The organism is Dietzia sp. IBK-p2-15D (assembly GCF_057773105.1).
The window spans coordinates 317028-337127 of the sequence record NZ_JBYMTK010000003.1 but is presented as its reverse complement, the minus strand read 5'-3'; the positions used below and the strand labels follow the sequence as shown (position 1 = coordinate 337127).

Annotated in this window: 19 protein-coding genes and 1 tRNA gene; 12 read left to right on the top strand and 8 right to left on the bottom strand. The window is 71.1% G+C overall.

What is annotated here, in order from left to right:
* Positions 1 to 151: 151 nt before the first annotated feature.
* The gene (gene metH, locus AC3DEV_RS06765) at positions 152 to 3712 is read right to left on the bottom strand and encodes a methionine synthase (RefSeq protein ID WP_488371641.1); all 3561 of its coding nucleotides are present in this window, start codon (positions 3710 to 3712) and stop codon (positions 152 to 154) included.
* Between the two features lie 49 nt (positions 3713 to 3761).
* On the opposite strand from metH, the gene AC3DEV_RS06760 reads away from it, so the two are divergent.
* A complete protein-coding gene (locus AC3DEV_RS06760) occupies positions 3762 to 4688 on the top strand; it encodes a PAC2 family protein (RefSeq protein ID WP_067714429.1) in 927 nt (308 codons plus the stop codon).
* Between the two features lie 80 nt (positions 4689 to 4768).
* Here AC3DEV_RS06760 and mshC read toward each other — a convergent pair whose 3' ends face one another.
* From mshC to AC3DEV_RS06735, 5 genes are read right to left on the bottom strand one after another with little or no spacing between them, the layout of a single operon-like run.
* Positions 4769 to 6022, bottom strand: coding sequence for a cysteine--1-D-myo-inosityl 2-amino-2-deoxy-alpha-D-glucopyranoside ligase (gene mshC, locus AC3DEV_RS06755; RefSeq protein ID WP_488371640.1), 1254 nt, complete (start codon positions 6020 to 6022; stop codon positions 4769 to 4771).
* 25 nt (positions 6023 to 6047) lie between these two features.
* Positions 6048 to 6830, bottom strand: a complete 783-nt coding sequence (locus AC3DEV_RS06750) for an SCO1664 family protein (RefSeq protein ID WP_096905478.1) — start codon at positions 6828 to 6830, stop codon at positions 6048 to 6050.
* A complete protein-coding gene (locus AC3DEV_RS06745; protein ID WP_120283225.1) occupies positions 6827 to 7414 on the bottom strand; it encodes a DUF3090 domain-containing protein in 588 nt (195 codons plus the stop codon). The genes AC3DEV_RS06750 and AC3DEV_RS06745 overlap by 4 nt, the downstream gene beginning before the upstream one ends.
* A 40-nt stretch (positions 7415 to 7454) precedes the next feature.
* Positions 7455 to 8159, bottom strand: coding sequence for a histidine phosphatase family protein (locus AC3DEV_RS06740; RefSeq protein ID WP_488371639.1), 705 nt, complete (start codon positions 8157 to 8159; stop codon positions 7455 to 7457).
* Positions 8160 to 8215: 56 nt separating this feature from the next.
* The gene (locus AC3DEV_RS06735) at positions 8216 to 9061 is read right to left on the bottom strand and encodes an undecaprenyl-diphosphate phosphatase (protein ID WP_194307203.1); all 846 of its coding nucleotides are present in this window, start codon (positions 9059 to 9061) and stop codon (positions 8216 to 8218) included.
* A gap of 206 nt (positions 9062 to 9267) precedes the next feature.
* Between AC3DEV_RS06735 and AC3DEV_RS06730 the strand changes: the two genes are divergently transcribed.
* A complete protein-coding gene (locus tag AC3DEV_RS06730; protein ID WP_488371638.1) occupies positions 9268 to 10269 on the top strand; it encodes a YncE family protein in 1002 nt (333 codons plus the stop codon).
* A gap of 49 nt (positions 10270 to 10318) precedes the next feature.
* Positions 10319 to 11386 (top strand): quinone-dependent dihydroorotate dehydrogenase, encoded by a 1068-nt coding sequence (locus tag AC3DEV_RS06725; protein WP_488371637.1) that lies wholly within the window; start codon positions 10319 to 10321, stop codon positions 11384 to 11386.
* A gap of 13 nt (positions 11387 to 11399) precedes the next feature.
* On the opposite strand, the gene AC3DEV_RS06720 is transcribed toward AC3DEV_RS06725, so the two are convergent.
* On the bottom strand, positions 11400 to 11942 hold the full coding sequence (locus AC3DEV_RS06720; protein WP_488371636.1) for a YbhB/YbcL family Raf kinase inhibitor-like protein: 543 nt from the start codon (positions 11940 to 11942) through the stop codon (positions 11400 to 11402).
* 201 nt (positions 11943 to 12143) lie between these two features.
* Between AC3DEV_RS06720 and AC3DEV_RS06715 the strand changes: the two genes are divergently transcribed.
* The 6 genes from AC3DEV_RS06715 to AC3DEV_RS06690 all read left to right on the top strand — a co-directional run bounded on the left by AC3DEV_RS06715 (position 12144) and on the right by AC3DEV_RS06690 (position 16417).
* Positions 12144 to 12229, top strand: a tRNA-Leu gene (locus tag AC3DEV_RS06715).
* A gap of 90 nt (positions 12230 to 12319) precedes the next feature.
* A complete protein-coding gene (locus AC3DEV_RS06710) occupies positions 12320 to 12688 on the top strand; it encodes a TfoX/Sxy family protein (protein WP_475395502.1) in 369 nt (122 codons plus the stop codon).
* Positions 12685 to 13338, top strand: coding sequence for a hypothetical protein (locus AC3DEV_RS06705; RefSeq protein ID WP_488371635.1), 654 nt, complete (start codon positions 12685 to 12687; stop codon positions 13336 to 13338). Before AC3DEV_RS06710 ends, AC3DEV_RS06705 begins: the two co-directional genes overlap by 4 nt.
* 42 nt (positions 13339 to 13380) lie before the next feature.
* The gene (locus AC3DEV_RS06700) at positions 13381 to 14880 is read left to right on the top strand and encodes an SDR family NAD(P)-dependent oxidoreductase (protein ID WP_488371697.1); all 1500 of its coding nucleotides are present in this window, start codon (positions 13381 to 13383) and stop codon (positions 14878 to 14880) included.
* Positions 14874 to 15401 (top strand): mycothiol transferase, encoded by a 528-nt coding sequence (locus AC3DEV_RS06695; RefSeq protein WP_488371634.1) that lies wholly within the window; start codon positions 14874 to 14876, stop codon positions 15399 to 15401. The genes AC3DEV_RS06700 and AC3DEV_RS06695 overlap by 7 nt, the downstream gene beginning before the upstream one ends.
* Positions 15398 to 16417, top strand: a complete 1020-nt coding sequence (locus AC3DEV_RS06690) for a nucleoside hydrolase (RefSeq protein ID WP_488371633.1) — start codon at positions 15398 to 15400, stop codon at positions 16415 to 16417. Before AC3DEV_RS06695 ends, AC3DEV_RS06690 begins: the two co-directional genes overlap by 4 nt.
* Here the strand turns inward: AC3DEV_RS06690 and AC3DEV_RS06685 are convergent.
* Positions 16414 to 17460 (bottom strand): NAD(P)/FAD-dependent oxidoreductase, encoded by a 1047-nt coding sequence (locus tag AC3DEV_RS06685; protein ID WP_488371632.1) that lies wholly within the window; start codon positions 17458 to 17460, stop codon positions 16414 to 16416. The genes AC3DEV_RS06690 and AC3DEV_RS06685 overlap by 4 nt on opposite strands.
* 208 nt (positions 17461 to 17668) lie before the next feature.
* Between AC3DEV_RS06685 and AC3DEV_RS06680 the strand changes: the two genes are divergently transcribed.
* The 3 genes from AC3DEV_RS06680 (at position 17669) to AC3DEV_RS06670 (ending at position 20082) form a co-directional block, all read left to right on the top strand.
* A complete protein-coding gene (locus AC3DEV_RS06680) occupies positions 17669 to 19093 on the top strand; it encodes an acyltransferase family protein (protein ID WP_475395500.1) in 1425 nt (474 codons plus the stop codon).
* A gap of 74 nt (positions 19094 to 19167) precedes the next feature.
* Positions 19168 to 19365, top strand: coding sequence for a hypothetical protein (locus AC3DEV_RS06675; RefSeq protein ID WP_067714393.1), 198 nt, complete (start codon positions 19168 to 19170; stop codon positions 19363 to 19365).
* A 351-nt stretch (positions 19366 to 19716) separates the two neighbouring features.
* On the top strand, positions 19717 to 20082 hold the full coding sequence (locus AC3DEV_RS06670; RefSeq protein ID WP_069390476.1) for a YciI family protein: 366 nt from the start codon (positions 19717 to 19719) through the stop codon (positions 20080 to 20082).
* Positions 20083 to 20100 lie beyond the last annotated feature (18 nt).

Here is a 20100-nt window from a genome sequence, read left to right as displayed (position 1 = left end):
CGGAGTGGCCCGTCCGCCCGGCCCCGCGTCGATGCCGACGCGGGGCTGGTGGATTCACCGCCAGATCGGTGCCCGATGGTGTGCATGACTTCATCATCCGCCGTCGGGTATGTCCTCTACCAGCAAGGACAGGCTGTCCTGCGTGCCCGCCTCAGACGTTGAAGTACTTGGCCTCCGGGTGGTACAGCACGAACGCGTCGGTCGACTGCTCGGGATGCAGCTGCAGTTCCTCGGAGAGTTCGACGCCGATGCGCTCGGGCTCGAGCAGATCGACGACCACCTTGCGGGACTCCAGGTCGGGGCAGGCGCCGTAGCCGAAGCTGTACCGGGCACCCCGGTACTTGAGGTTGAAGTACTCCTCGATGCTGTCCGGGTCCTCGTCGGAGACCGTGCCCTCGGGCAGGCGGAGTTCGTCGCGGACCCGTCGGTGCCAGAACTCGGCGAGGGCCTCGGTGAGCTGCACGGACAGGCCGTGTACCTCGAGGTAGTCCCGGTAGTTGTCCGCGGCGAACAGCTCGTTGGCGAAGTTCGCGATGGGCGTGCCCATGGTGACCAGCTGGAACGGCAGCACGTCCACCACTCCCTCGGCCTCGCAGCGCTCCTTGGAGGCCAGGAAGTCGGGGATGGCCAGGAAGCGCGGTCGCTGCTGGCGCGGGAACGCGATCTTGTGGAGCACCTCGGCGTCGGGGCGCGGCTCGGCGAGCACCCAGATCTCCTCGCCCACCGAGTAGGCCGGGAAGTAGCCGTACACCACGGCCGAGTGGGACAGGATGTTCTCGGTGGTCAACCGGTCGATCCACGAACGCAGGCGGGGCCTGCCCTCGGTGGCCACGAGCTCCTCGTAGTCCGGCCCGTCGCCGCTGCGGGTGCCCCGCAGGCCCCACTGGCCGAAGAACAGGGCACGCTCGTCCAGGTGACCGGCGTAGTCCGCCACCGGGATCCCCTTGGCGATCCGGGTCCCCCAGAACGGAGGGGTCGCGATCGGCTGGTCGGCCGCGACGTCCGACCGCTCGGGGACCACGACAGGCTCGGCCTCGGCGGCGCGCTTGGCGGCGATCCGCTCACTGCGAGCGCGGCGCTCGCGGCGTTCTTCGGCCTTGGCCGCGGACTCCGACGACTGCGACATCGGGACCCCGGTCCGTTTGGACGTCATCACCTCGTCCATGAGCCGCAGGCCCTCGAACGCGTCCCGCGCGTAGAACACCTCACCCTGGTACATCCCGGCGAGATCGACCTCGACGTAGGACCGGGTCAGCGCGGCACCGCCGAGTAGGACCGGGAACTCCCCGGCGATCCCCTCCGAGTTGAGCTCGGCGAGGTTGTCCTTCATCACGACGGTCGACTTCACGAGCAGGCCGGACATGCCGATCACGTCGGCCTTGTGCTCGCGGGCCGCGGAGATGATCTCCGAGATCGGCTGCTTGATGCCGATGTTGACCACGTCGTAGCCGTTGTTGGACAGGATGATGTCCACGAGGTTCTTGCCGATGTCGTGCACGTCGCCCTTGACCGTGGCGAGGACGATGCGGCCCTTGCCGTCCTCGTCGCTGGCCTCCATGTGGGGCTCCAGGTGGGCGACCGCGGCCTTCATGGTCTCCGCCGACTGCAGGACGAACGGCAGCTGCATCTGACCGGACCCGAAGAGCTCACCCACGGTCTTCATCCCACCGAGCAGGTGGGTGTTGATGATCTCCAGAGGGGGGATCTCCGCCATCGCGGCGTCGAGGTCCGCCTCGAGTCCCTTGCGCTCGCCGTCGACGATCCTGGCCGACAGCCGCTCCATGAGCGGCATCGCGGCGAGCTCGGCCGCGCGCGCGTCCTTGGCGCCGGCCGCGGACACGCCCTCGAACAGCTCCATGAACACCTGGAGGGGGTCATATCCCTCACCGCGACGGTCGTAGACCAGGTCGAGGGCGACCTCCCGCTGGCGCTCGTCGATCTTGCTCATGGGCAGGATCTTGGAACTGTGCGCGATCGCGGTGTCCAGACCCGCCTGGATGCACTCGTGCAGGAACACCGAGTTGAGCACCTGGCGGGCGGCCGGGTTGAGGCCGAACGAGATGTTCGACAAGCCGAGCGTGGTGTGGATCTTCGGGTGTGACCCGGTGAGTCGGCGGATGGCCTCGATGGTCTCGATGCCGTCGCGGCGGACCTCCTCCTGGCCGGTCGAGATGGGGAAGGTCAGACAGTCGATGATGATGTCCTCCTCCGCCACCCCCCAGTTACCGGTGAGGTCGGCGATGAGCCGCTCGGCGATCTCGACCTTGCGATCCGCGGTCCGGGCCTGGCCCTCCTCGTCGATGGTCAGTCCGACCACAGCCGCGCCGTGGCGGGAGACCAGCTGCATGATCCGCTGGAAACGGGACTCCGGCCCGTCGCCGTCCTCGTAGTTGACCGAGTTGACCGCGCAGCGGCCACCCAGCTTCTCCAGACCGGCCTCGATGACACCGGGCTCGGTCGAGTCGAGCATGATCGGCAGCGTCGAGGAGGTCGCGAGCCGGCCGGCCAACTCCTTCATGTCGTCGGAGCCGTCCCGGCCGACGTAGTCCACGCAGAGGTCGACCATCTGCGCACCGTCGCGCATCTGCTCCTTGGCGATGTCCATGCAGGTGTCCCAGTCGCCGGCGAGCATGGCCTCGCGGAACCGCTTGGAACCGTTGGCGTTGGTGCGCTCGCCGATCATGAGGATGCCGGCGTCGGCGCGCAGGGGGGTCGAGCTGTACAGCGAGGCGACCGCGTTGACGGGCTCCACCCGACGCTCGGCCTTCTCGCGGCCCAGGACCTCGTCGCGCAGGCGGGTGATGTGCTCGGGGGTCGTTCCGCAGCACCCGCCCACCATCGACAGGCCGAACTCGGAGACGAAATCGGCCACCTGCGGCGCGAACGCGTCGGCGCCCAGGGGGTAGACGGCGCCGTGCTCACCGAGCTCCGGCAGTCCCGCGTTGGGCATGACCGACACGGGGATTCCGGCGTGCCGGGACAGGAACCGCAAATGCTCGATCATCTCGGCCGGACCCGTGGCGCAGTTGAGGCCGATCATGTCGATGCCCAGCGGCTCCAACGCGGTCAGGGCCGCGCCGATGTCCGAGCCGAGCAGCATGGTGCCCGTGGTCTCGATGGTGACGTGGGAGATGATCGGCAGCCGCCTGCCGGCGGCGGCCATCCCGTCCTGGCACCCGAGCACCGCGGCCTTGACCTGGAGCAGGTCCTGGCTCGTCTCGATGAGGTAGGCGTCCGCGCCACCGCGTGCCAGCCCCTCGGCGGCCTGGGCGTACGCGTCCCGCATCTCCGCGAAGGTGGTCTGCCCCAGGGAGGGCAGCTTGGTGCCCGGCCCGAGGGAACCCAGCACCATCCGGGGGGTCCCGTCCTCGGACGGACCCATCTCGTCGGCGACCTTGCGGGCGATCGCCGCGCCCTTCTCCGCGAGCTCACCGATCCGGTCGACGATGTCGTAGTCGCCCAGGTTGGACAGGTTGCAGCCGAAGGTGTTGGTCTCCACCAGATCGGCGCCAGCGGTGAAGAACGCCCGGTGGATGTCCTCCACGACGTCCGGACGAGTGGCGTTGAGGATCTCGTTGCAGCCCTCCAGGCCCAGGAAGTCCGCGTCCACGTCGAGGTCGACGGCCTGCAACATCGTGCCCATCGCCCCGTCACCGATCAGTACTCGCCGACGGGCGGCATCCAATAAGGGCGAATCGAAATCGACAGACATGGCCCCAGTGTATGGGTGGGGAACAACCGGACGAACGTAGGCTGTACTAATGACTGTCCAATGGAGTCCCGACGGGCATCTCGATCTGGAGAGCCCGGTGATGATCGTGGCCTTCGAGGGCTGGAACGACGCTGCGGACGTGGCGACCGGCACCATCGAACACCTCGCCCTGAACTGGGAGGCCCGCCAGATCGCCGAGGTCGGCGGTGACGAGTTCTTCGACTACCTGGACCAGCGGCCCGTCGTCCGGATCTCGGGTGGGGTGTCCCGCTCGGTGGAGTGGCCCCGAGTGGTGGTGTCGGCGTGTCGACCGGACGGGTTCGCCGCGGACGTGTTGCTGGTGCGGGGGCCCGAGCCGGCCCTGAAGTGGCGCCGGTTCGCCTCGGAGTTCGTCGACCTGGTCGACACCCTCGGGGTGTCCCAGGTGATCCTGCTGGGGGCCTACCTCGCCGACGTGCCGCACACCCGTCCGGTCCCGCTCACCGGCGCGGCGTTCAGCCGCCAGCGGATGGCGACGATGGGTGTCGAACCGTCGGACTACGAGGGGCCCACCGGGATGTCCGGGGTGCTCCAGCAACTGCTCACCGAGGCGGGGGTGCCCACGCTGAGTGTGTTCGCGGGGGTCCCCCACTACGTGGCCTCGCCGCCGAACCCTCGGGGCACCGAGGCGATGTTGTCCTGGATCGCGGAGAACCTGGGCATGGCGGTACCGATGGACGCGCTGCGCGTGCAGGCGCGGACGTGGGCCGACCGTGTCGACGCCGCCGCGGGCGAGGATGAGGACCTCCGCGATTACATCCAGTCCCTCGAGGACCGGATGGACGAGGACTCCGGAGTGACCCCGGGGGTCGACCCGGAGCCCGACCGCGGCCGCGCGTCGGGTGGGGAGGCGATGCCACTGGTCGACGGCGACGCGATCGCCGCCGAGTTCGAGCGCTTCCTGCGGGGCGAGCGGGACGAGCCCGACGCCGGGTGACCCGCGGCCGGTCGGGACGCGGCACCCGCGTCCCGCAGGCAGGCGGCCCCGCCGGTCAGCAGGTCAGCTGGCCCGGCCGGTCAGGCGGCGGTCGACGGGATGCCGAGAAGAGCGTCCAGGGCGGTCGCGACCGCGACACCGGCGACCGGGTCCGCCTCGTCACCGCCCAGCGTCGCCTCCGCCCACGCGTCGATCACGGCCAACGCCCCCGGTGTGTCCAGGTCGTCCGCGAGGCGCTCGCGCAGAGCCGTGATCGCGGCCGCCGAGTCCGCACCGGCGCCGCGGGCAACTGCCCGGTTCCACGTGTCGTACCGGAGACGGGCGGCCTCGAGGAGTTCCCCGGACCAGGACCGGTCCACGCGGTAGTGCCCGGCGAACAGGCCGAGCCTGATGAGCGCCGGGTCGACGCCCTCCTCCCGCAGCGCCTGCACGCGCACCAGGTTGCCGAGCGACTTGCTCATCTTCACGCCGTCGAGCCCGATCATCGCGGCGTGGACGTAGAAACGGGCGAAGGGCGCCTCCCCCGTGGCCGCCTCGGCGTGGGCGGCGGAGAACTCGTGGTGGGGGAAGGCCAGGTCGCTGCCGCCACCCTGGATGTCGAACTCCATCCCCAGTCGGTTGCGGGCGATCGCCGAGCACTCGATGTGCCACCCGGGTCGGCCCGCCCCCCAGGGGGAGGGCCACGCCGGCTCGCCGGGACGATTGACGCGCCACAGCAACGCATCCAGCGGGTGTTCCTTGCCGGTTCGGTCGGGGTCGCCACCGCGCTCGGCGAAGGCGGCGGCCATCTCGTCGTCGTCGTAGCCCGACTCGTACCCGAACTCCTCGGTCGCGCGGTGGCGGTAGTAGACGTCGGAGTAGCCGTCGACGGCGGGGTCGATGCAGTAGGCGTGACCACGCTCGAGGAGCTCGGCCACCATCTCCACGACCTCGTCGATGGTCTCGGTGGCCGCGACGTAGTCACGCGGCGGGAGGACCCGGAGCGCTTCCATGTCCTCGCGGAACCTGTCGGTCTCGCGGTCCCCCAGCTCCTGCCAGTCGACGCCGTCACGCTCGGCCCGCTCGAACAGCGGGTCGTCGACATCGGTGGTGTTCTGGACGTAGTGGACCTTGTGCCCGGCGTCGAGCAGCTGACGGTAGACGAGGTCGAACGTGAGATAGGTGGCCGCGTGACCGAGATGGGTGGTGTCGTACGGGGTGATCCCGCAGACGTACATGCGTGCGACGGGCCCCGGCGCCACCTCGCGGGCCTCCCCGCCGGCCGTGTCGAACAACCTCAGGGGGACGCCGTCGCCGGGGACCGAGGGGACGACAGGCGTGGACCACGAGTGCATGCGGCCGAGTCTAGAGACCACGCGGTCAGAAGAGCGGCCAGGGTAAGGGGTAGCCGGGGCCGGGAACGGGGAACACCCGGGTCGCGAGGAGGGTGTCGACGCGCTCGGTGAGAGCCTCGACCTCGGCGGAGGAGAGCAGGTCGGACAGGGCCGCGCCGAGTGCGCCGCCCTCTGCCAGGTCGCGCCGGAGACGCTCCAACCCCGCCACGTCGTCGGCGGTGAGGGGTTGACCCGCCCACCCCCACAGGACGGTGCGCACCTTGGGCTCGGTGTGGAAGGACAGGCCGTGGTCGATCGCCCAGACGACCCCCGCGGCGTCGACGAGGACGTGTCCGCCCTTCCGGTCGGCGTTGTTGACCACGTGGTCGAACACCGCGATACGGCGCAGCCGGTCGTCGGTGCCGTGTGCCACCACCACGTCCTCTCCCCGCGCGCCCTCCCCCCGCAGCACGACCGCCCGGCCGCCCGGGACGGCGTCGGCGGGGTGGACGTCGATCGGGTCGTGCCCGGAGCGTTGCTCGCGATCGATCTCCTCGATCCAGCGCTGGGCCATCCCCGGACCGCCCGGGCCGTGCGCGGCCACGGTCTGTGGCACGAGGTCCCAGCCCAACGCCTCGGAGACCGCGTGTGCGGCGATCTCCCGCGCGGCCAGACTGCCGTCGGGGAAGTCCATCAGCGGCCGCTCCCCCGCCGACGGCTTGTAGACCCAGCTGTCCCCGTGGGCGTCCACACAGTGGTAGACCGCGTTGCTGCCGGACGGGATCCGGTACAGCACGGTGAGTTCGGGGCTGACCGGGCGGTCGGTCACGGGTCGATGAGGTCGGTGAGCGCCTCACCGGACCGCGGGAGGTAACCGTTGAGGCGGACGCACAGGTGGCCGGTGGTGTCGATCGGTTCGCCGCACAGCGGGCACGGGGCACGGCCGGCGGAGACGACCTTCTCGCTGCGGAGCACGAACTGCCGGGCCCGCTGGGGGGTGAGGAAGACGCGCAGCGCGTCCGGCGCGTCCTCGGCGTCCGACAGCACCACCGACTCGTCTGTGGCGGACGGGTCCATCGCCAACAACTCCACCACGATCTTGGAGTGCTCCCCGTCCCAGCCGAGCCCCATGGTGCCCACCTGGAACTCGGCGTCGACCGGCATCTCGAGCGGGTCGAGATCATCCACGACGCCGCCGGCCGGCGGGATCGGGACGTCGGACTTGGCAGCGATTTCGTCGAGCAGGTCGCCCATCCTCTCGGACAGGATCTGGGCCTGCTGCTTCTCGCACCGCACCGAGATGGTCCGGCCCGACTCGGTGGCCTGGACGAAGAAGACGCGCTCGCCCGGCTGGCCGACCGTGCCCACCACGAACCGGGTCGGGTCGCGGAACTCGTGCACTGCCCTGCTCATGCGGGTGGTCTCCTCGTGGGGTGGATGGTGGTGCGGATCATCAGGCTACGTTCCCGCCGGGGACGGCGTCCGAGCTGGCGTGCCCCGCCGTGGCGTCGCCGACCCGGCCGGCCGGGTCCCCGCGGAGACCCGCCAGGTCGCCGCCGGTGTCGTTGACCCGGAGCACGAACGGGCGGTGTGGCGTGTACCGGACCACGGACACCGACGCGGGTTCCACCACGATCCGCTGGAACTGGTCCAGGTGCATCCCGTAGGCGTCCGCGATCACCGCCTTGATGACGTCGCCGTGGCTACACGCCACCCACAGCACGTCGCGATCCGCCTCCTCCGCCAGGCGCTGGTCGTGGCGACGGATGGCGGTCACCGCCCGACCGGCCATCCCGGCCAGGGACTCCCCGCCCGGGAAGACCGCCGACGAGGGGTGTTGCTGGACCACCGACCACAGGTGCTCGGAGGCGAGGTCCTTGAGTGGTCGGCCAGTCCAGGAGCCGTAGTCGACCTCCACCAGCCCCTCGTCGACCAGTGGCTCCACGCCCAGCGACCGTGCCAGCGGTTCGACGGTCTGACGGCACCGCATGAGGGGCGACCGGACGACCGCCTCGACGGGCAGTTCCCCGAGCCGACGGCCGAGTTCCGCGGCCTGGGCGTGGCCGGTGTCGTCGAGGCCGACCCCCGGTGTACGGCCTGCCAACGTGAGGGCGGTGTTGGCGGTGGATCGGCCGTGCCGGAGCAGGATGACGGTCATACGGGAAGATTACCGACGGCCCGCCGGGTCGGTCACCGGCCGGGCGGCGGCCCCGGTCAGGTCGCGGGGATCGTGCCGGTGCCGAGCAGGATCATCACCAGGGCGCCGAGGAGGATGCGGTACCCGGCGAACCAGGCGAGCGAGTGGTTCTGCACGAACCTCAGGAGCCAGGCGATGGCCGCGTACCCGATGACGAACGCGATCGCCGACCCCACGAGGAGCTGGAATCCGCTCGCCGACTGCCCCACCGACGGTTCGAACGCGTCGGGGAGGCTGAACAGGCCCGAGGCGAGGACGGCGGGGATGGCCAGCAGGAACGAGAACCGCGCCGCGGCCTCACGCGACATGTTGAGGAACAGGCCGGCGGAGATCGTGCCCCCGGAGCGGCTCACGCCCGGGATGAGCGCCAGACACTGGGCCAGTCCCATGACGATCGCGTCCTTCATCGTCAGACCCTCGAGCGACTTGGCGTCGACGGGGCGGTCCTGCCGGCCGAACCTCTCGGCTAGCAGGAACACGAAGGAGAAGACGATGAGCACGATGGCGGTGATCCAGAGATTCCGCGCGGCGTCACGGATGAAGTCCTTGCCGACGAAACCGATGAGCGCGATCGGGACCGACCCGACGATGACGAACCACCCCAGGCGGTAATCCGGGTCGGCGCGGTGCTCGGAGTCGAACACGCCCCGGAACCAGGCGACGAGGATGCGCACGATGTCCTTGAAGAAGAACACCAGCACCGCGGCCTCGGTGCCCAGCTGGACCACGGCGGTGAAGGACGCGCCCGCGTCCTCGCCGAAGAACCAGGTGGAGAAGATCCGTAGGTGGCCGGACGACGACACCGGCAGGAACTCGGTGAGGCCCTGGAGCACCGAGAGCACGACGACCTGGAGCCAGGACATCCCTTCCGCGGTGGGCGCGGCGAGGACCGATGTGTTCACGTGCGCTGTTTCCTCTCGGGTTTCCGGCGGATCGGACGCGGATCGCGTCACCGCACGCAGCGAGAGTAGTCGCCCGGACCTGGACGGTGCCCGAGCACCCGCGTGGTGGACAATGGCGGGCAGTCGAAAGGAACACCGTGCACCGACGTGTCCTCCACCGTTCCGGCGTGCCCGCCGCCCTCCTCGCCCTGGCGGTCGCACTGACCGCCTGCTCCTCGCCCACCGCGGAGCTCGAGGAGCAGAACAGAATCGCCCAGGGCAACGCCTCCCCCGCGGAGTCGCCGCAGGTCTCCGACCCCGCCGGGGGTGACGTGATCCCGGTTCCCGGCTCGGTCCGCTCCCTCGTCGCGGTGGGTGACCGGGTCGTCGCCCGGGTCGACGACCCGCCGTCGCTGGAGATCGGTCGAATCGACGGCACCCGCTGGGTGGAGGAGGACTCCGTGCCCCTGCCCCCGGGTGCCGGCGATGCCTCGGCCGCGCACGACGGCACGGTGCTGGTCCCCCACTCCGACGGCGTCGTCCTGGTGTCGGCCACCGGGCAGGTCCGTGAGATCACCGGGCTGGGCCCGGTCACCGCGGCCGCGCTGACCACGGACGGTCGACTACTGACCGGCACCCCGGAGGGCGAGATCGTCGTGCGCGACGCCGACGGTGCCGAGCAGCGTCGCATCGGCGGGCTGACCGCCGTGGACCGGATCAGCGTCGCCCGGGACGGCTCGGTGACGGCCCTGAGCCGCCCCGACACCGTCATCGCCAGCATCGACCTCGACTCGGACAACGCCGGGCCGCTCCTGCGTGCCGGCAAGGGGGCGGGTCAGCTCGACGAGTTCGGCGAGCGTTCCGTGGTGGCCAGCGACACGGTCGGCGGGACCCTGCTGGTGTACTCGACCTCGCCCGTCCGGCTGCATCAACAGTTCCCCGTCGCCGCGGCCCCGTGGGCGGTCGCGGAGGACACGTCCAGGGGACTCGTCTGGGTCACCTCCACGGGGACGAACACCGTCCAGGCGTACGATCTCGGCGACGGCGTCGGTATCCAGCGCGCGGACATCCCGACGGTGCGCCAGCCCGACTCGCTGGCGGTCACCGACTCGGGGACGGTGGTGGTCGGTTCCGCGGACGGGGCGGGCCTGCACCTCATCCGACCGACCCTCACCGAGCCGGCGAGCTGATCGCCCAGAAGACCCACGTCCCGCCCGGGGACGTTCACCGAGGAGGACCGTGTACGCACTGCTCAAGAAGGTGCTGTTCCGCTTTCCCGCGGAGCGGATCCACCACCTGGTGTTCGGCCTGCTCAAGCTCCTGACCCTGGTGCCCCCGCTCGGTGCCGTGGCTCGCCGGATCCTGGGTGTCCGGGACCCCGTGCTCGCCCAGGAGGTACTCGGTCGGACCTTCCCTGGCCCGCTCGGGCTGGCGGCCGGGTTCGACAAGAACGCCGCCGCCGTGGACTCGTGGGGCGCGATCGGCTTCGGGTTCAGCGAGGTGGGCACCGTGACCGCCTCTCCCCAACCGGGCAATCCCACCCCACGCCTGTTCCGGCTCGTCGAGGACCGGGCGATCCTCAACCGGATGGGGTTCAACAACCACGGGGCCGGTAACGCGGCCAACAACCTCCGTCGGCGCCGCAGCAGTGACCCGGTGGGGATCAACATCGGCAAGACCAAGGTGATCCCCGCGGAGGACGCGGTCCGCGACTACGTGGCCTCGGCGACGATGCTCACGGGTCTCGCCGACTACCTCGTCGTCAACGTCAGCTCCCCCAACACCCCGGGTCTACGGGATCTGCAGGCCGTCGAGTCGCTCCGGCCCATCCTCGCGGCGGTGCGGGACGTGGCCACGATCCCCGTCCTGGTGAAGATCGCGCCCGACCTGGACGACGCGGACATCGACGCGGTGACGGACCTCGTGCTGGAACTGGGGCTGGCGGGCATCGTCGCCACCAACACCACCATCTCGCGTGACGGACTGCGGACCCCCGCCGCGGCGGTCGAGGCACTGGGCGCCGGGGGCATCTCCGGCGCGCCGGTCGCCGCCCGGTCGCGGGAGGTCCTCTCGCGGATCCACAGACGCGCAGGCGGCCGCATCGTCATCATCTCCGTCGGTGGCATCGAGACGCCCGAGGACGTCTGGGACCGCCTCACCCACGGCGCGAACCTCGTCCAGACCTACACCGGGTTCATCTTCACCGGACCCACGCTCCTGCGCGGCACTAACCGGTTGGTGGCCAAGCGCCTCCGCCAGGGCGGGTTCGGGTCCCTGGCGGAGGCCGTCGGCTCGGCGGTGCGCTGAGCGCTACTGAGCGCTACTGCTCGAAGATCCCCGTCACCGTGCCGCGGGCCAGGCCCTGGCCGAACAGGTTGAACCCGACGAACGCGCACGAGGCGTCGTCACCGAGCTCGATCTCGTCGCCCACCGCGTGGACGGCGAGGATGTAGCGGTGCGGCCCGTGGCCCGCCGGCGGGGCCGCGCCCACGAAGCCCTTGAAGCCGGCGTCGTTGCGGACCACGACCGCGCCCTCGGGGAGGCCCGAGGTGTCGTCGCCCGTGCACGCGCCCTCGGGCAGTGAGGTCACCTCTGCCGGGATGTTGGCCACCGACCAGTGCCAGAAGCCCGACGCGGTGGGGGCGTCCGGGTCGAAGACGGTGACCACGTAGGTCCTCGTACCCTCCGGACCCGCGCTCCAGCTCACCTGTGGCGACCTGTCCTCGCCGCCCTCGACACCCATCTTCCCGCCGAGCTGCGCGGCCGACAGGGTGGCACCCTCGGTGAACGACTCGCTCGTCACCTTGAGGGCCGGTAGATCCGGGAGTGCGGCGTAGGGGTCGGGCACACGGAAGTCGGTCATCGTCATCCTCCTGCGATCGTGGCGGTGTGGAGTGGTCCTCCATCCGGTCACGTCCCTGTCTACCAGCCCTGTCTACCAGCGATGACCCGGCGGTGGGAGCCGCGGCGGGACCCCGATTTGGTCCACGGTTCGGGCATCGGCTAATGTCATTCCTCGCACGACCAAGCCGGACACGAGCCGGTGGAGGTCACCAGTGTGCGAGCGCGAGTGGCGGAATGGCAGACGCGCTAGCTTGAGGTGCTAGTGTCCTATTAACGGACGTGGGGGTTCAAGTCCCCCCTCGCGCACACTGTGTCGAGACAGTAGAAGTGGCCCCGGATCCGTGAGGATCCGGGGCCCACTTGTTTCTGGGTGAGTTCTGCTGGGGAGGTCGCCCGATGGCCCGCACACCCCGCACACCGCCCCCCGCTCAGCAGCAGCTCATCGACCGCCTGCGCGAACTCCTCGTCGATGAGCCGGTGACCCGCGAGGTGTCGATGTTCGGCGGCCACTGCGTCATGGTGTCCGAGAAGATCGCGGTCAGCGCCGGACGGGACGGGTCACTGCTCGTGAGGGTCTCCCCCGACCGGCACGATGAGCTCATGGCCCTGCCCGGCGCGATCCGGGCCGAGATGGGCGCCGGGCGGGACATGGGGCCCGGGTGGATCACCGTGGAGCCGTCGTCGATCGCGACGGACGATCAGGTGGCCGGGTGGCTCGCGCCGGCCCCGGAGTACAACCGTTCGGTCACCGGCGGGACGCCGTGAGGGCGAGCGCCGGCCGACCGGGCGATGCGGCGGGACGGGCCCTGGCAGCTGCCGCCCGCGCCGCAGACCGGGGCCTGGACGCCCTGGGGCTGGCTCCGCCGCCCCTGGACCTGCCGTCGGAGGTCCGAGCCGATCTCGACGGGTTCTTCGCGGGCACGATCGACCCCACGCCGGTCGTGATCCGCCGCGGCCACGTTCCGGGAGTCCCACACCGGCGTGCGTTTGCGCTGCCGGGCCTGATCTATCTCGGCGCCGACCCCGGGATCGTGGTCATGACCGACCCCGGCCCCACGCGGCTACGGGCCACCCCGACCCTGGTGCACGAACTGACCCACATCTGGCAGGGCCGGTACCTCGGCCCGAGCTACGTGGTGCGGGCGTTGAGCGAGCAGATCCGCCTGGGCCGGCGCGCCTACGACTGGCGGGCGGCATTCGCCCGCGGCGTCCACGACGCCCCCGCCGGCCAGGGCCCGGGCGTGCTGCCCGTGGAGGCCCACGCCCAGCTGGTGTCCGAGGCGTACGCCGCGGGGCACGGCTTCTCCCCCGCCGTCGTCCTCTCCGGGCGGGACGGTCACGTGCGGGCGGTGGACGAGGTCCTCACCGGGCTGCGTGCCGGCGACGCGTCCACCCTGCGGGGGCGGACGGTTTAGGGACCGGCCACCTCGTCGTCGTACCGTAACGGGGTGACCGGCATCGACCCAGACAGTTTCGATCCAGGCGGTATCGACCCGAGCAGTATCGACCCGAGCGGTATCGACCCGGGCGACCTCGAGATCTGCCTGCGCGTCCTCGACCAGGCCGCCGCGCTCGGCGAGGACCACCCCGACTCCATCCGGGTGCAGCGGTCGGTGGGCCACATGTTCAAGCTCCTCAAGAAGACGCGCCGCGCCGAGGTGCGTCGCGCCCGCCAGGAGGCGGACAAGGCCGTCATCGAGGCCACCGCGACCGGCTCGCCCACCCGAATCGACGACGAGACCGCCGGCATCCGCCTGGTCTCCAACACCCCGGGCGCCGTCGCCGGCCACCTCCAGCGCGCGATGGCGTGCTACGTCTGCAAGCAGCGCTTCACCCAGGTCGACGCCTTCTACCACCAGTTGTGCCCGAGGTGTGCGGCGCTCAACCGCGCCCGGCGGGATCCCGAGATGGACCTCACCGGCCGGCGGGCCCTGCTCACCGGTGGCCGCGCGAAGATCGGCATGTACATCGCCCTCATGCTGCTGCGGGCCGGCGCCGACGTCACCATCACCACCCGCTTCCCCCGCGATGCCGCCCGCCGGTTCGCCTCGATGGACGACCACTCCGAGTGGGCCGACCGCGTGCACGTGATCGGCGTGGACCTGCGCGACCCCGCCCAGGTGGTGGCGCTGGCTGACGAGGTCGCCGCCGGCGGCCCACTGGACATCCTCATCAACAACGCCGCCCAGACCGTGCGCCGCTCCCCCGGTTCGTACTCCGGGCTCGTCGAGGGCGAGTCGGCCGCACTCACCGGCCGCGCCGCCGACATCCCCGTGGTCACCATGGGCCGCACCTCCGAACTTCACCCGGCCGCACTCATGGGCGGAGAATCCGCGCTGATCGGGTCAGAGGAGGCCGAGCGCGAGGCCGACCACATCGCGACGCTGGCACTGCAGGCCGGCTCGTCGTCGCTGGAGCGGATGGCAGCCGGAACCGCCATCGACGCCGGCGGGTTGCTGCCGGACGTGGTGGACCACAACAGCTGGGTGGCCACGGTCGAGCAGGTCGAGCCGATGGAGATGCTCGAGGTGCAGCTCGCCAACTCGGTGGCGCCGTTCATCCTCGTCTCCCGCCTGCGCCCCGCCATGGCGGCCTCGAAGGCGCGCCGCAAGTACGTCGTCAACGTCTCCGCCATGGAGGGACAGTTCTCGCGGCGCTACAAGGGCGCCGGCCACCCGCACACCAACATGGCCAAGGCGGGCCTCAACATGCTCACGCGCACCTCCGCTGAGGAGATGTTCACCGAACACGGCATCCTCATGACCGCCGTGGACACCGGCTGGATCACCGACGAGCGCCCGCACACCACCAAGGCCCGGCTGCACGAGGAGGGCTTCCACGCGCCCCTCGACCTCGTCGACGGCGCCGCCCGCGTGGTGGACCCGATTGTCCGCGGCGAGGCCGGTGAGGACCTCTACGGCTGCTTCCTCAAGGACTTCGAGCCCAGCCCGTGGTGAACGTCGACGCCGCCGTGAACGTCGACGCCGCCCGCCGGATCCTCGCCGACGAGCTGCTGCCCACGATCCGCGCCGCGGTGGCCGATCTCGGCGGCGACGGGCCCGACACGCTGGTGCACTCGCGGCCCACCGACGAGGGTTCCGAGTGGCCCACCAACTCCGCCGCCGCGCTCGTCCACCACCTGTGCGGGGTGCTCGCCTCCTGGGGTGCGGCCTGCCTGGGTGGTGAGGACATCGTCCGGGATCGTGACGCGGAGTTCGCGTTCACCGGACCGGTGGGGCCGGAGCTCGACCGGCTGGGCGCCCTGATCGACCGACTTCCCGGATGGGTCGCCGCGGCGGTCGAACGGGGCGATCTGGCCACTCCCGCCGGGACCACGGTCGACGTCGACGCCGCGCGCCGGGCGGGGACCTTCACCCCGGAGTGGGTCGTGGGCCACATCCTGCACGAGGTCGCCGCCCACACCGGCCAGGTGCAGGTGACCCGCGACGTCCTGCTGTCCCGGGGCCGCTCGCGGTGAGCCGCACCCCGGTGCTGCTCGACTGCGACCCGGGCATCGACGACGCCCTGGCGATCGCCTACCTCGTGGCCGAGCACCTCGCCGGGCGGATCGACCTGACCGGTGTGGTGTGCACGGCCGGCAACGTCGGTTTGGACGACACGGTCGTCAACGCGTGTGCGTGGCTGGACCTCGCGGGCGCGCCGGGGCTCCCGGTGGCCGCCGGGGCGCCCGGCCCGATCGCCGTGCCCCACGTGCTGACCCCCGAGACGCACGGCCCCCGCGGGGCTGGGTACGCGGAACTGACGACGACGAGGGCGACGACGACGAGGTCGGTCGATCCGCGCGACGGTGCGCGACTCTGGGTGGACGCGGCGCGCGCCCATCCAGGTGAGCTGGTGGGGATCGTGACCGGCCCCTCGTCCACGCTGGCCCATGCCCTGGCACTCGACCCCGCACTCCCCCGGTTGCTGGGCGGGCTGGTGGTGATGGGCGGGACGTTTCGTGGGCATCCGGGCAACACCACGCCGGTCAGCGAATGGAACGTCGACGTGGACCCCGAGGCCGCCGACCGCGTGTGCCGGGCGTGGGAGGACGCGCGCGCCGCCGATCCCGCGGTGCCGACCCCGCTGTGGTGCGGGTTGAACCTCACCGAACGCGCGGTATGGACCCCAGAGCGGTCGGAGTGGCTGCTCGAGGCCTCGGATTCCCCGCTGGCGCAGCGGCTGACCGAGGCCCTGCGGTTCTACTTCGAGTTCCACGACTCCGTCGGGGAGGGATACCTGGCGCAGGTCCACGACCCGTTCGTCGCGTGGTTGGCCCTGCACCCGGAGGCCGTGGTGGCCGCGCCGGCGAACGTGCGGGTCGAGTGCGCTGGCGAGCACACCCGTGGCATGACGGTGGCGGACGTCCGCGGGCACCGGGGCCGGGTGGACAACGCCCGCATCGCGACGGACGTGCGTGTCCCGGGCGGGCCGGACGCGGTCCTGGACGAGATCTGCGCGGCGATCGTCTCGGTGGCGGGCCGGCCCGGCTAGTTGTCCGGCCGCGTGAAGTTCCGGGTCGGCGGTGCCGGGTCGGGAACGCACTCGGCGGTGGCGTGCCCGCGCAGCGAGGTCGCGCACGCCACGCCGGCCGCGGCGCCGGTGCCCACGGCGATCGGCACGAGCTGCAGGCCGGTCACGATGTCGCCGGCGGCGTACACGCCGTCGACGCTGGTCAGCTGCATCGCGTTGACGGTGAGACCGCCCTCGTCGTCCAGCTCGCAGCCCAGGGACGTCGCGAGCTCGTTCGTCGGGTGGTGCGCGTAGGAGAAGAACACCTTCGACCCCGCGATCACCCTCCCGTCCGCGAGCCGGACCCCTTCCAGCTGGCCGGGGTCGCCGACGAGCTCCCGGGCGACCCCGTCGATCACCTCTATGTCGTGCTCGGCGCAGGCGGCCCGCTGATCGTCGTCGAAGGCCGGGTCGGAGTCGCTCTCGGTGACGATGACCACCTCCGACGCCCAGTCCAGCAATTCGGACGCGTAGGCGGGCACATGCGCGCCCACGCCGAGCACGATGATCCGCCGGCCGGCGGCGGTGAGGCCGTCGCAGGCGGGACAGTGGTGCACGTCGACCCCGTAGTGGTCGTCGATCCCCGCGAGTTCGGGTAGCCGGTCGCGCACGCCGGTGGCGAGGATGATCCGCCTGGCGGTGACCGTGACGGGGTTCTCGTCACCACCATCCGTTGTGGCGCCGGGTGCGATTCGGGCGACGAACCGGTCGTCGGATTTCCTGACCAGGTCGGTGACGACTCCACCGAGTCGTCGGACGGTCGGGTACTCGCGAAGACCCTCGTCGACGTCGGCGTAGAACTCGGCGGGTGTGGTGGGGCCGGTGCCGAGCATGCCGTGGATCCGCTGCGCCTCGAGATTGCGCTGGCACCCGGCGTCGACGAGCAGGGTGGAGCGCTGATACCGGCCGACCCAGGTGGCGGCCGACAGGCCCGCCGGGCCCCCGCCGATCACCAGGACGTCCACGGCCTCCGGCGGGTGGTCGTCCACGGCGTCGGACCCGGGGTCGGTGGGGGCGTCGGTCATGGCTCTCCGATCGGGAAACGGGTGTTGCCACCCTACGAAAACCGGTGCCGACCGACCACCGGCCCGCCCCCGGAGTGATCGGACCCGGAGGCGCGGGCGGTCGATGGACGGAACTAGAACCGGTGTTAGGCTCCTCCGGATGTTCCGGGCGGCCTCTGGGCCCTCCCGGACACCGCCGTCATCCCACCTCACCGCCCCGGGAGAGTCCATGAGGTCTGTCGCCACCGCCCTGATCGTCGTCGCGGGCGGGGCGGTCGTCGCCGGGGTCTCCGCACGTCGCGCAGCGGTGGCCTCCGGCGAGGCCGAGCCTGCGGTGGCCACCGTCCGGAACGCCGTGGCCACCGCGCGGGAGACCGTGCGTAGGCGGATCCGGCAACGCGCCGAGGTGACCGTACCGGCGGCAGGCCCCGGTGCGGCGTCCTCCGAGGGTGCGGGCCACGCGACGGCCACCCGTTCGGGATACCCGGCGGGCAGGGACGCGACTTCGGCCGGCTCGGCGCCACGCCGACTCGCCGGGGCCCGGGGATTCGTCCCCGCCCTCGAGGGGATCCGTGGCCTCGCGGCCGTCGGGGTGCTGACCACCCACGTCGCCTTCGTCACCCGCGCGTCCACCGGGTCACCCGTCAAACGGCTGTTCGGGCGACTCGACCTGGCGGTCGCCGTCTTCTTCGCCAAATCCGGGTTCCTGCTGTGGCGAGCCCACGCCGCCCACGCGCGCAGGGACGAGCCGGGAACCGCCCGGCCGACCCGCGAGTACCTCCGCTCGCGTCTCGTGCGGATCCTGCCGTCGTACGCGGTGCTGGTCGCCGCCGCGATGCTGCTGCTCGAGCAGAACCACGTCAACGGCCCGGATTCCTGGATCGCCAACCTGACCCTCACGCAGATCTACACGTCGAACTTCCTCGTCGCCGGGCTGACGCACGCGTGGTCGCTGGCCGTGGAGATGGCGTACTACCTCGCCTTCCCGCTGCTGTGGACCGCGATGAAGGACCTGCGCGGCGACTCCGCCCGGTGGCGTATCCCGGCGATCGCCGCGTTCGGTGCCTCGGGTCTCGTGTTCCCGATGCTCCCGTGGCACGCCCTCGGCATCCTGCCGGCCGACGTCAACGTCCAGATCCTCCCGCCGTCGTTCGCCGCCTGGTTCGCCGCGGGGATGCTGCTGGCCGAGGTCGTCACCGCGCCCCCCGGCACGCTCGCCCGGATGTGTCGCGATCGACTCGCGAGGTGGGGGTGGTGGATCGCCGGCGGCGCTGCCCTGGTCGCCACCACCGTTCCCGGATGGTTCTCCGAGGGATTCGTCCACCCGGGCCCCGTCGAGTTCGCGGCCCGGACCGGTCTGGCGGGCACGATGGCGTTCCTCGTCCTGGCCCCGGTGGTCCTCGCCCCGGAGGGCACGCGGTTCCCGGTCCTGGAGTCCGCGCCGTTGCAGAAGGTCGGCACCTGGTCGTACGGAATCTTCCTGTGGCATCAGCTCGTCCTGCACGCAGCGTTCCCCCTCACCCGCACGCGGCTATGGGACCAGCGGATGGGGGTCATCTGGCCCGTCACCGTGGCCGGCTCGCTGGCCGCGGGCGCAGCGAGCCACCGGTTCATCGAGGAACCGGCACGAAAGCTGCTCTCCCCGCACGCCTGAATTCGGCGCCGTGTTCTCGTAGGGTGAGCGCACAAGCGCGGACACGCGCACGCTCACGACGAAGGAGAACAGCTATGGGTTACATCGGCGGCGGAGTGGTCCTCGTGGTGCTCGGCGCGATACTCATGTACGCGGTCGAGATCAGCATTCCGGGTATCGACTCGAACACCCTCGCGGTGATCCTGATGGTGGCCGGTGTGGTGCTCTTCGTGATCGGTCTGCTGTTCGCGATGCGCTCGCGGAGCCGTCGGGTGCCGGACGAACGGTACTGAACCGGAGCGTCGGCCGGCTCGGAGTCGGCATCTGTCGTCTCCCCCGTCATCTCCTGTCTGACTCCATTCGCGTCCGCGTCGTTCACAGACGAGCTGTCGCGTGTGGGTGAGCATGCCGGCGTGTGCATCCGACCCTGACGGCTGTGAGCCTCGTGTGCCCGCGAGAGTGTAGTCGCGCGGCCTCTGAGACAGCCGCGGGCGACATCTCCTGCGCGGATGCCCCGGGAGCGGAATCCGCGAGCGCGGAGATTCATTCTGCGGACCTGTCGATCTTCGGGTGCCCGTTCGTCATGAAGGTGTCGGCGCACTTCACCGCGGCCGGCATCCACCAGTCACAGTCAGGAGATTGACATGAAGTACGTGCTTCTACTCTTCGGCAACATCGACGACGTCCGGTGCGGGGAGGCCGGGCCGGAGGGGGCCGTCGAGGGGCCCGGACCGGAGGCGTTCATGGCGTTCGATGCCGAACTCGAGGCTGCGGGGGTCCTCGCCGGCGGTTTCGCCCTGCACGACCCGGAGACCGCGGTCAGTCTCGCCGCCCCCGCCGGTGGCGGCGACCCCGTCATCACCTCGGGTCCGTTCGCGGAGAGCCGCGAGTTCGTCGGGGGCACGATCATCATCGACGTGCCCGACATCGACGCGGCGCTCGCGTGGGCGCGGCGATGCCCGGGAGTGCATGGTGGCCGGGTCGAGGTCCGGGCCATCGCAGAGTACTGACGGACGCCGGGCACCGGT

Coding starts and splice junctions, on each gene's coding strand:
- AC3DEV_RS06735 (WP_194307203.1), bottom strand. CDS start 9,061: ATGTCCTGGCTCCAGGTCGTCGTGCTCTCGGTGCTCCAGGGCCTCACC.
- AC3DEV_RS06680 (WP_475395500.1), top strand. CDS start 17,669: ATGAGGTCTGTCGCCACCGCCCTGATCGTCGTCGCGGGCGGGGCGGTC.
- AC3DEV_RS06720 (WP_488371636.1), bottom strand. CDS start 11,942: ATGACCGACTTCCGTGTGCCCGACCCCTACGCCGCACTCCCGGATCTA.
- AC3DEV_RS06745 (WP_120283225.1), bottom strand. CDS start 7,414: ATGAGCAGGGCAGTGCACGAGTTCCGCGACCCGACCCGGTTCGTGGTG.
- metH (WP_488371641.1), bottom strand. CDS start 3,712: ATGTCTGTCGATTTCGATTCGCCCTTATTGGATGCCGCCCGTCGGCGA.
- AC3DEV_RS06760 (WP_067714429.1), top strand. CDS start 3,762: ATGACTGTCCAATGGAGTCCCGACGGGCATCTCGATCTGGAGAGCCCG.
- mshC (WP_488371640.1), bottom strand. CDS start 6,022: ATGCACTCGTGGTCCACGCCTGTCGTCCCCTCGGTCCCCGGCGACGGC.
- AC3DEV_RS06675 (WP_067714393.1), top strand. CDS start 19,168: ATGGGTTACATCGGCGGCGGAGTGGTCCTCGTGGTGCTCGGCGCGATA.
- AC3DEV_RS06740 (WP_488371639.1), bottom strand. CDS start 8,159: ATGACCGTCATCCTGCTCCGGCACGGCCGATCCACCGCCAACACCGCC.
- AC3DEV_RS06710 (WP_475395502.1), top strand. CDS start 12,320: ATGGCCCGCACACCCCGCACACCGCCCCCCGCTCAGCAGCAGCTCATC.
- AC3DEV_RS06670 (WP_069390476.1), top strand. CDS start 19,717: ATGAAGTACGTGCTTCTACTCTTCGGCAACATCGACGACGTCCGGTGC.
- AC3DEV_RS06685 (WP_488371632.1), bottom strand. CDS start 17,460: ATGACCGACGCCCCCACCGACCCCGGGTCCGACGCCGTGGACGACCAC.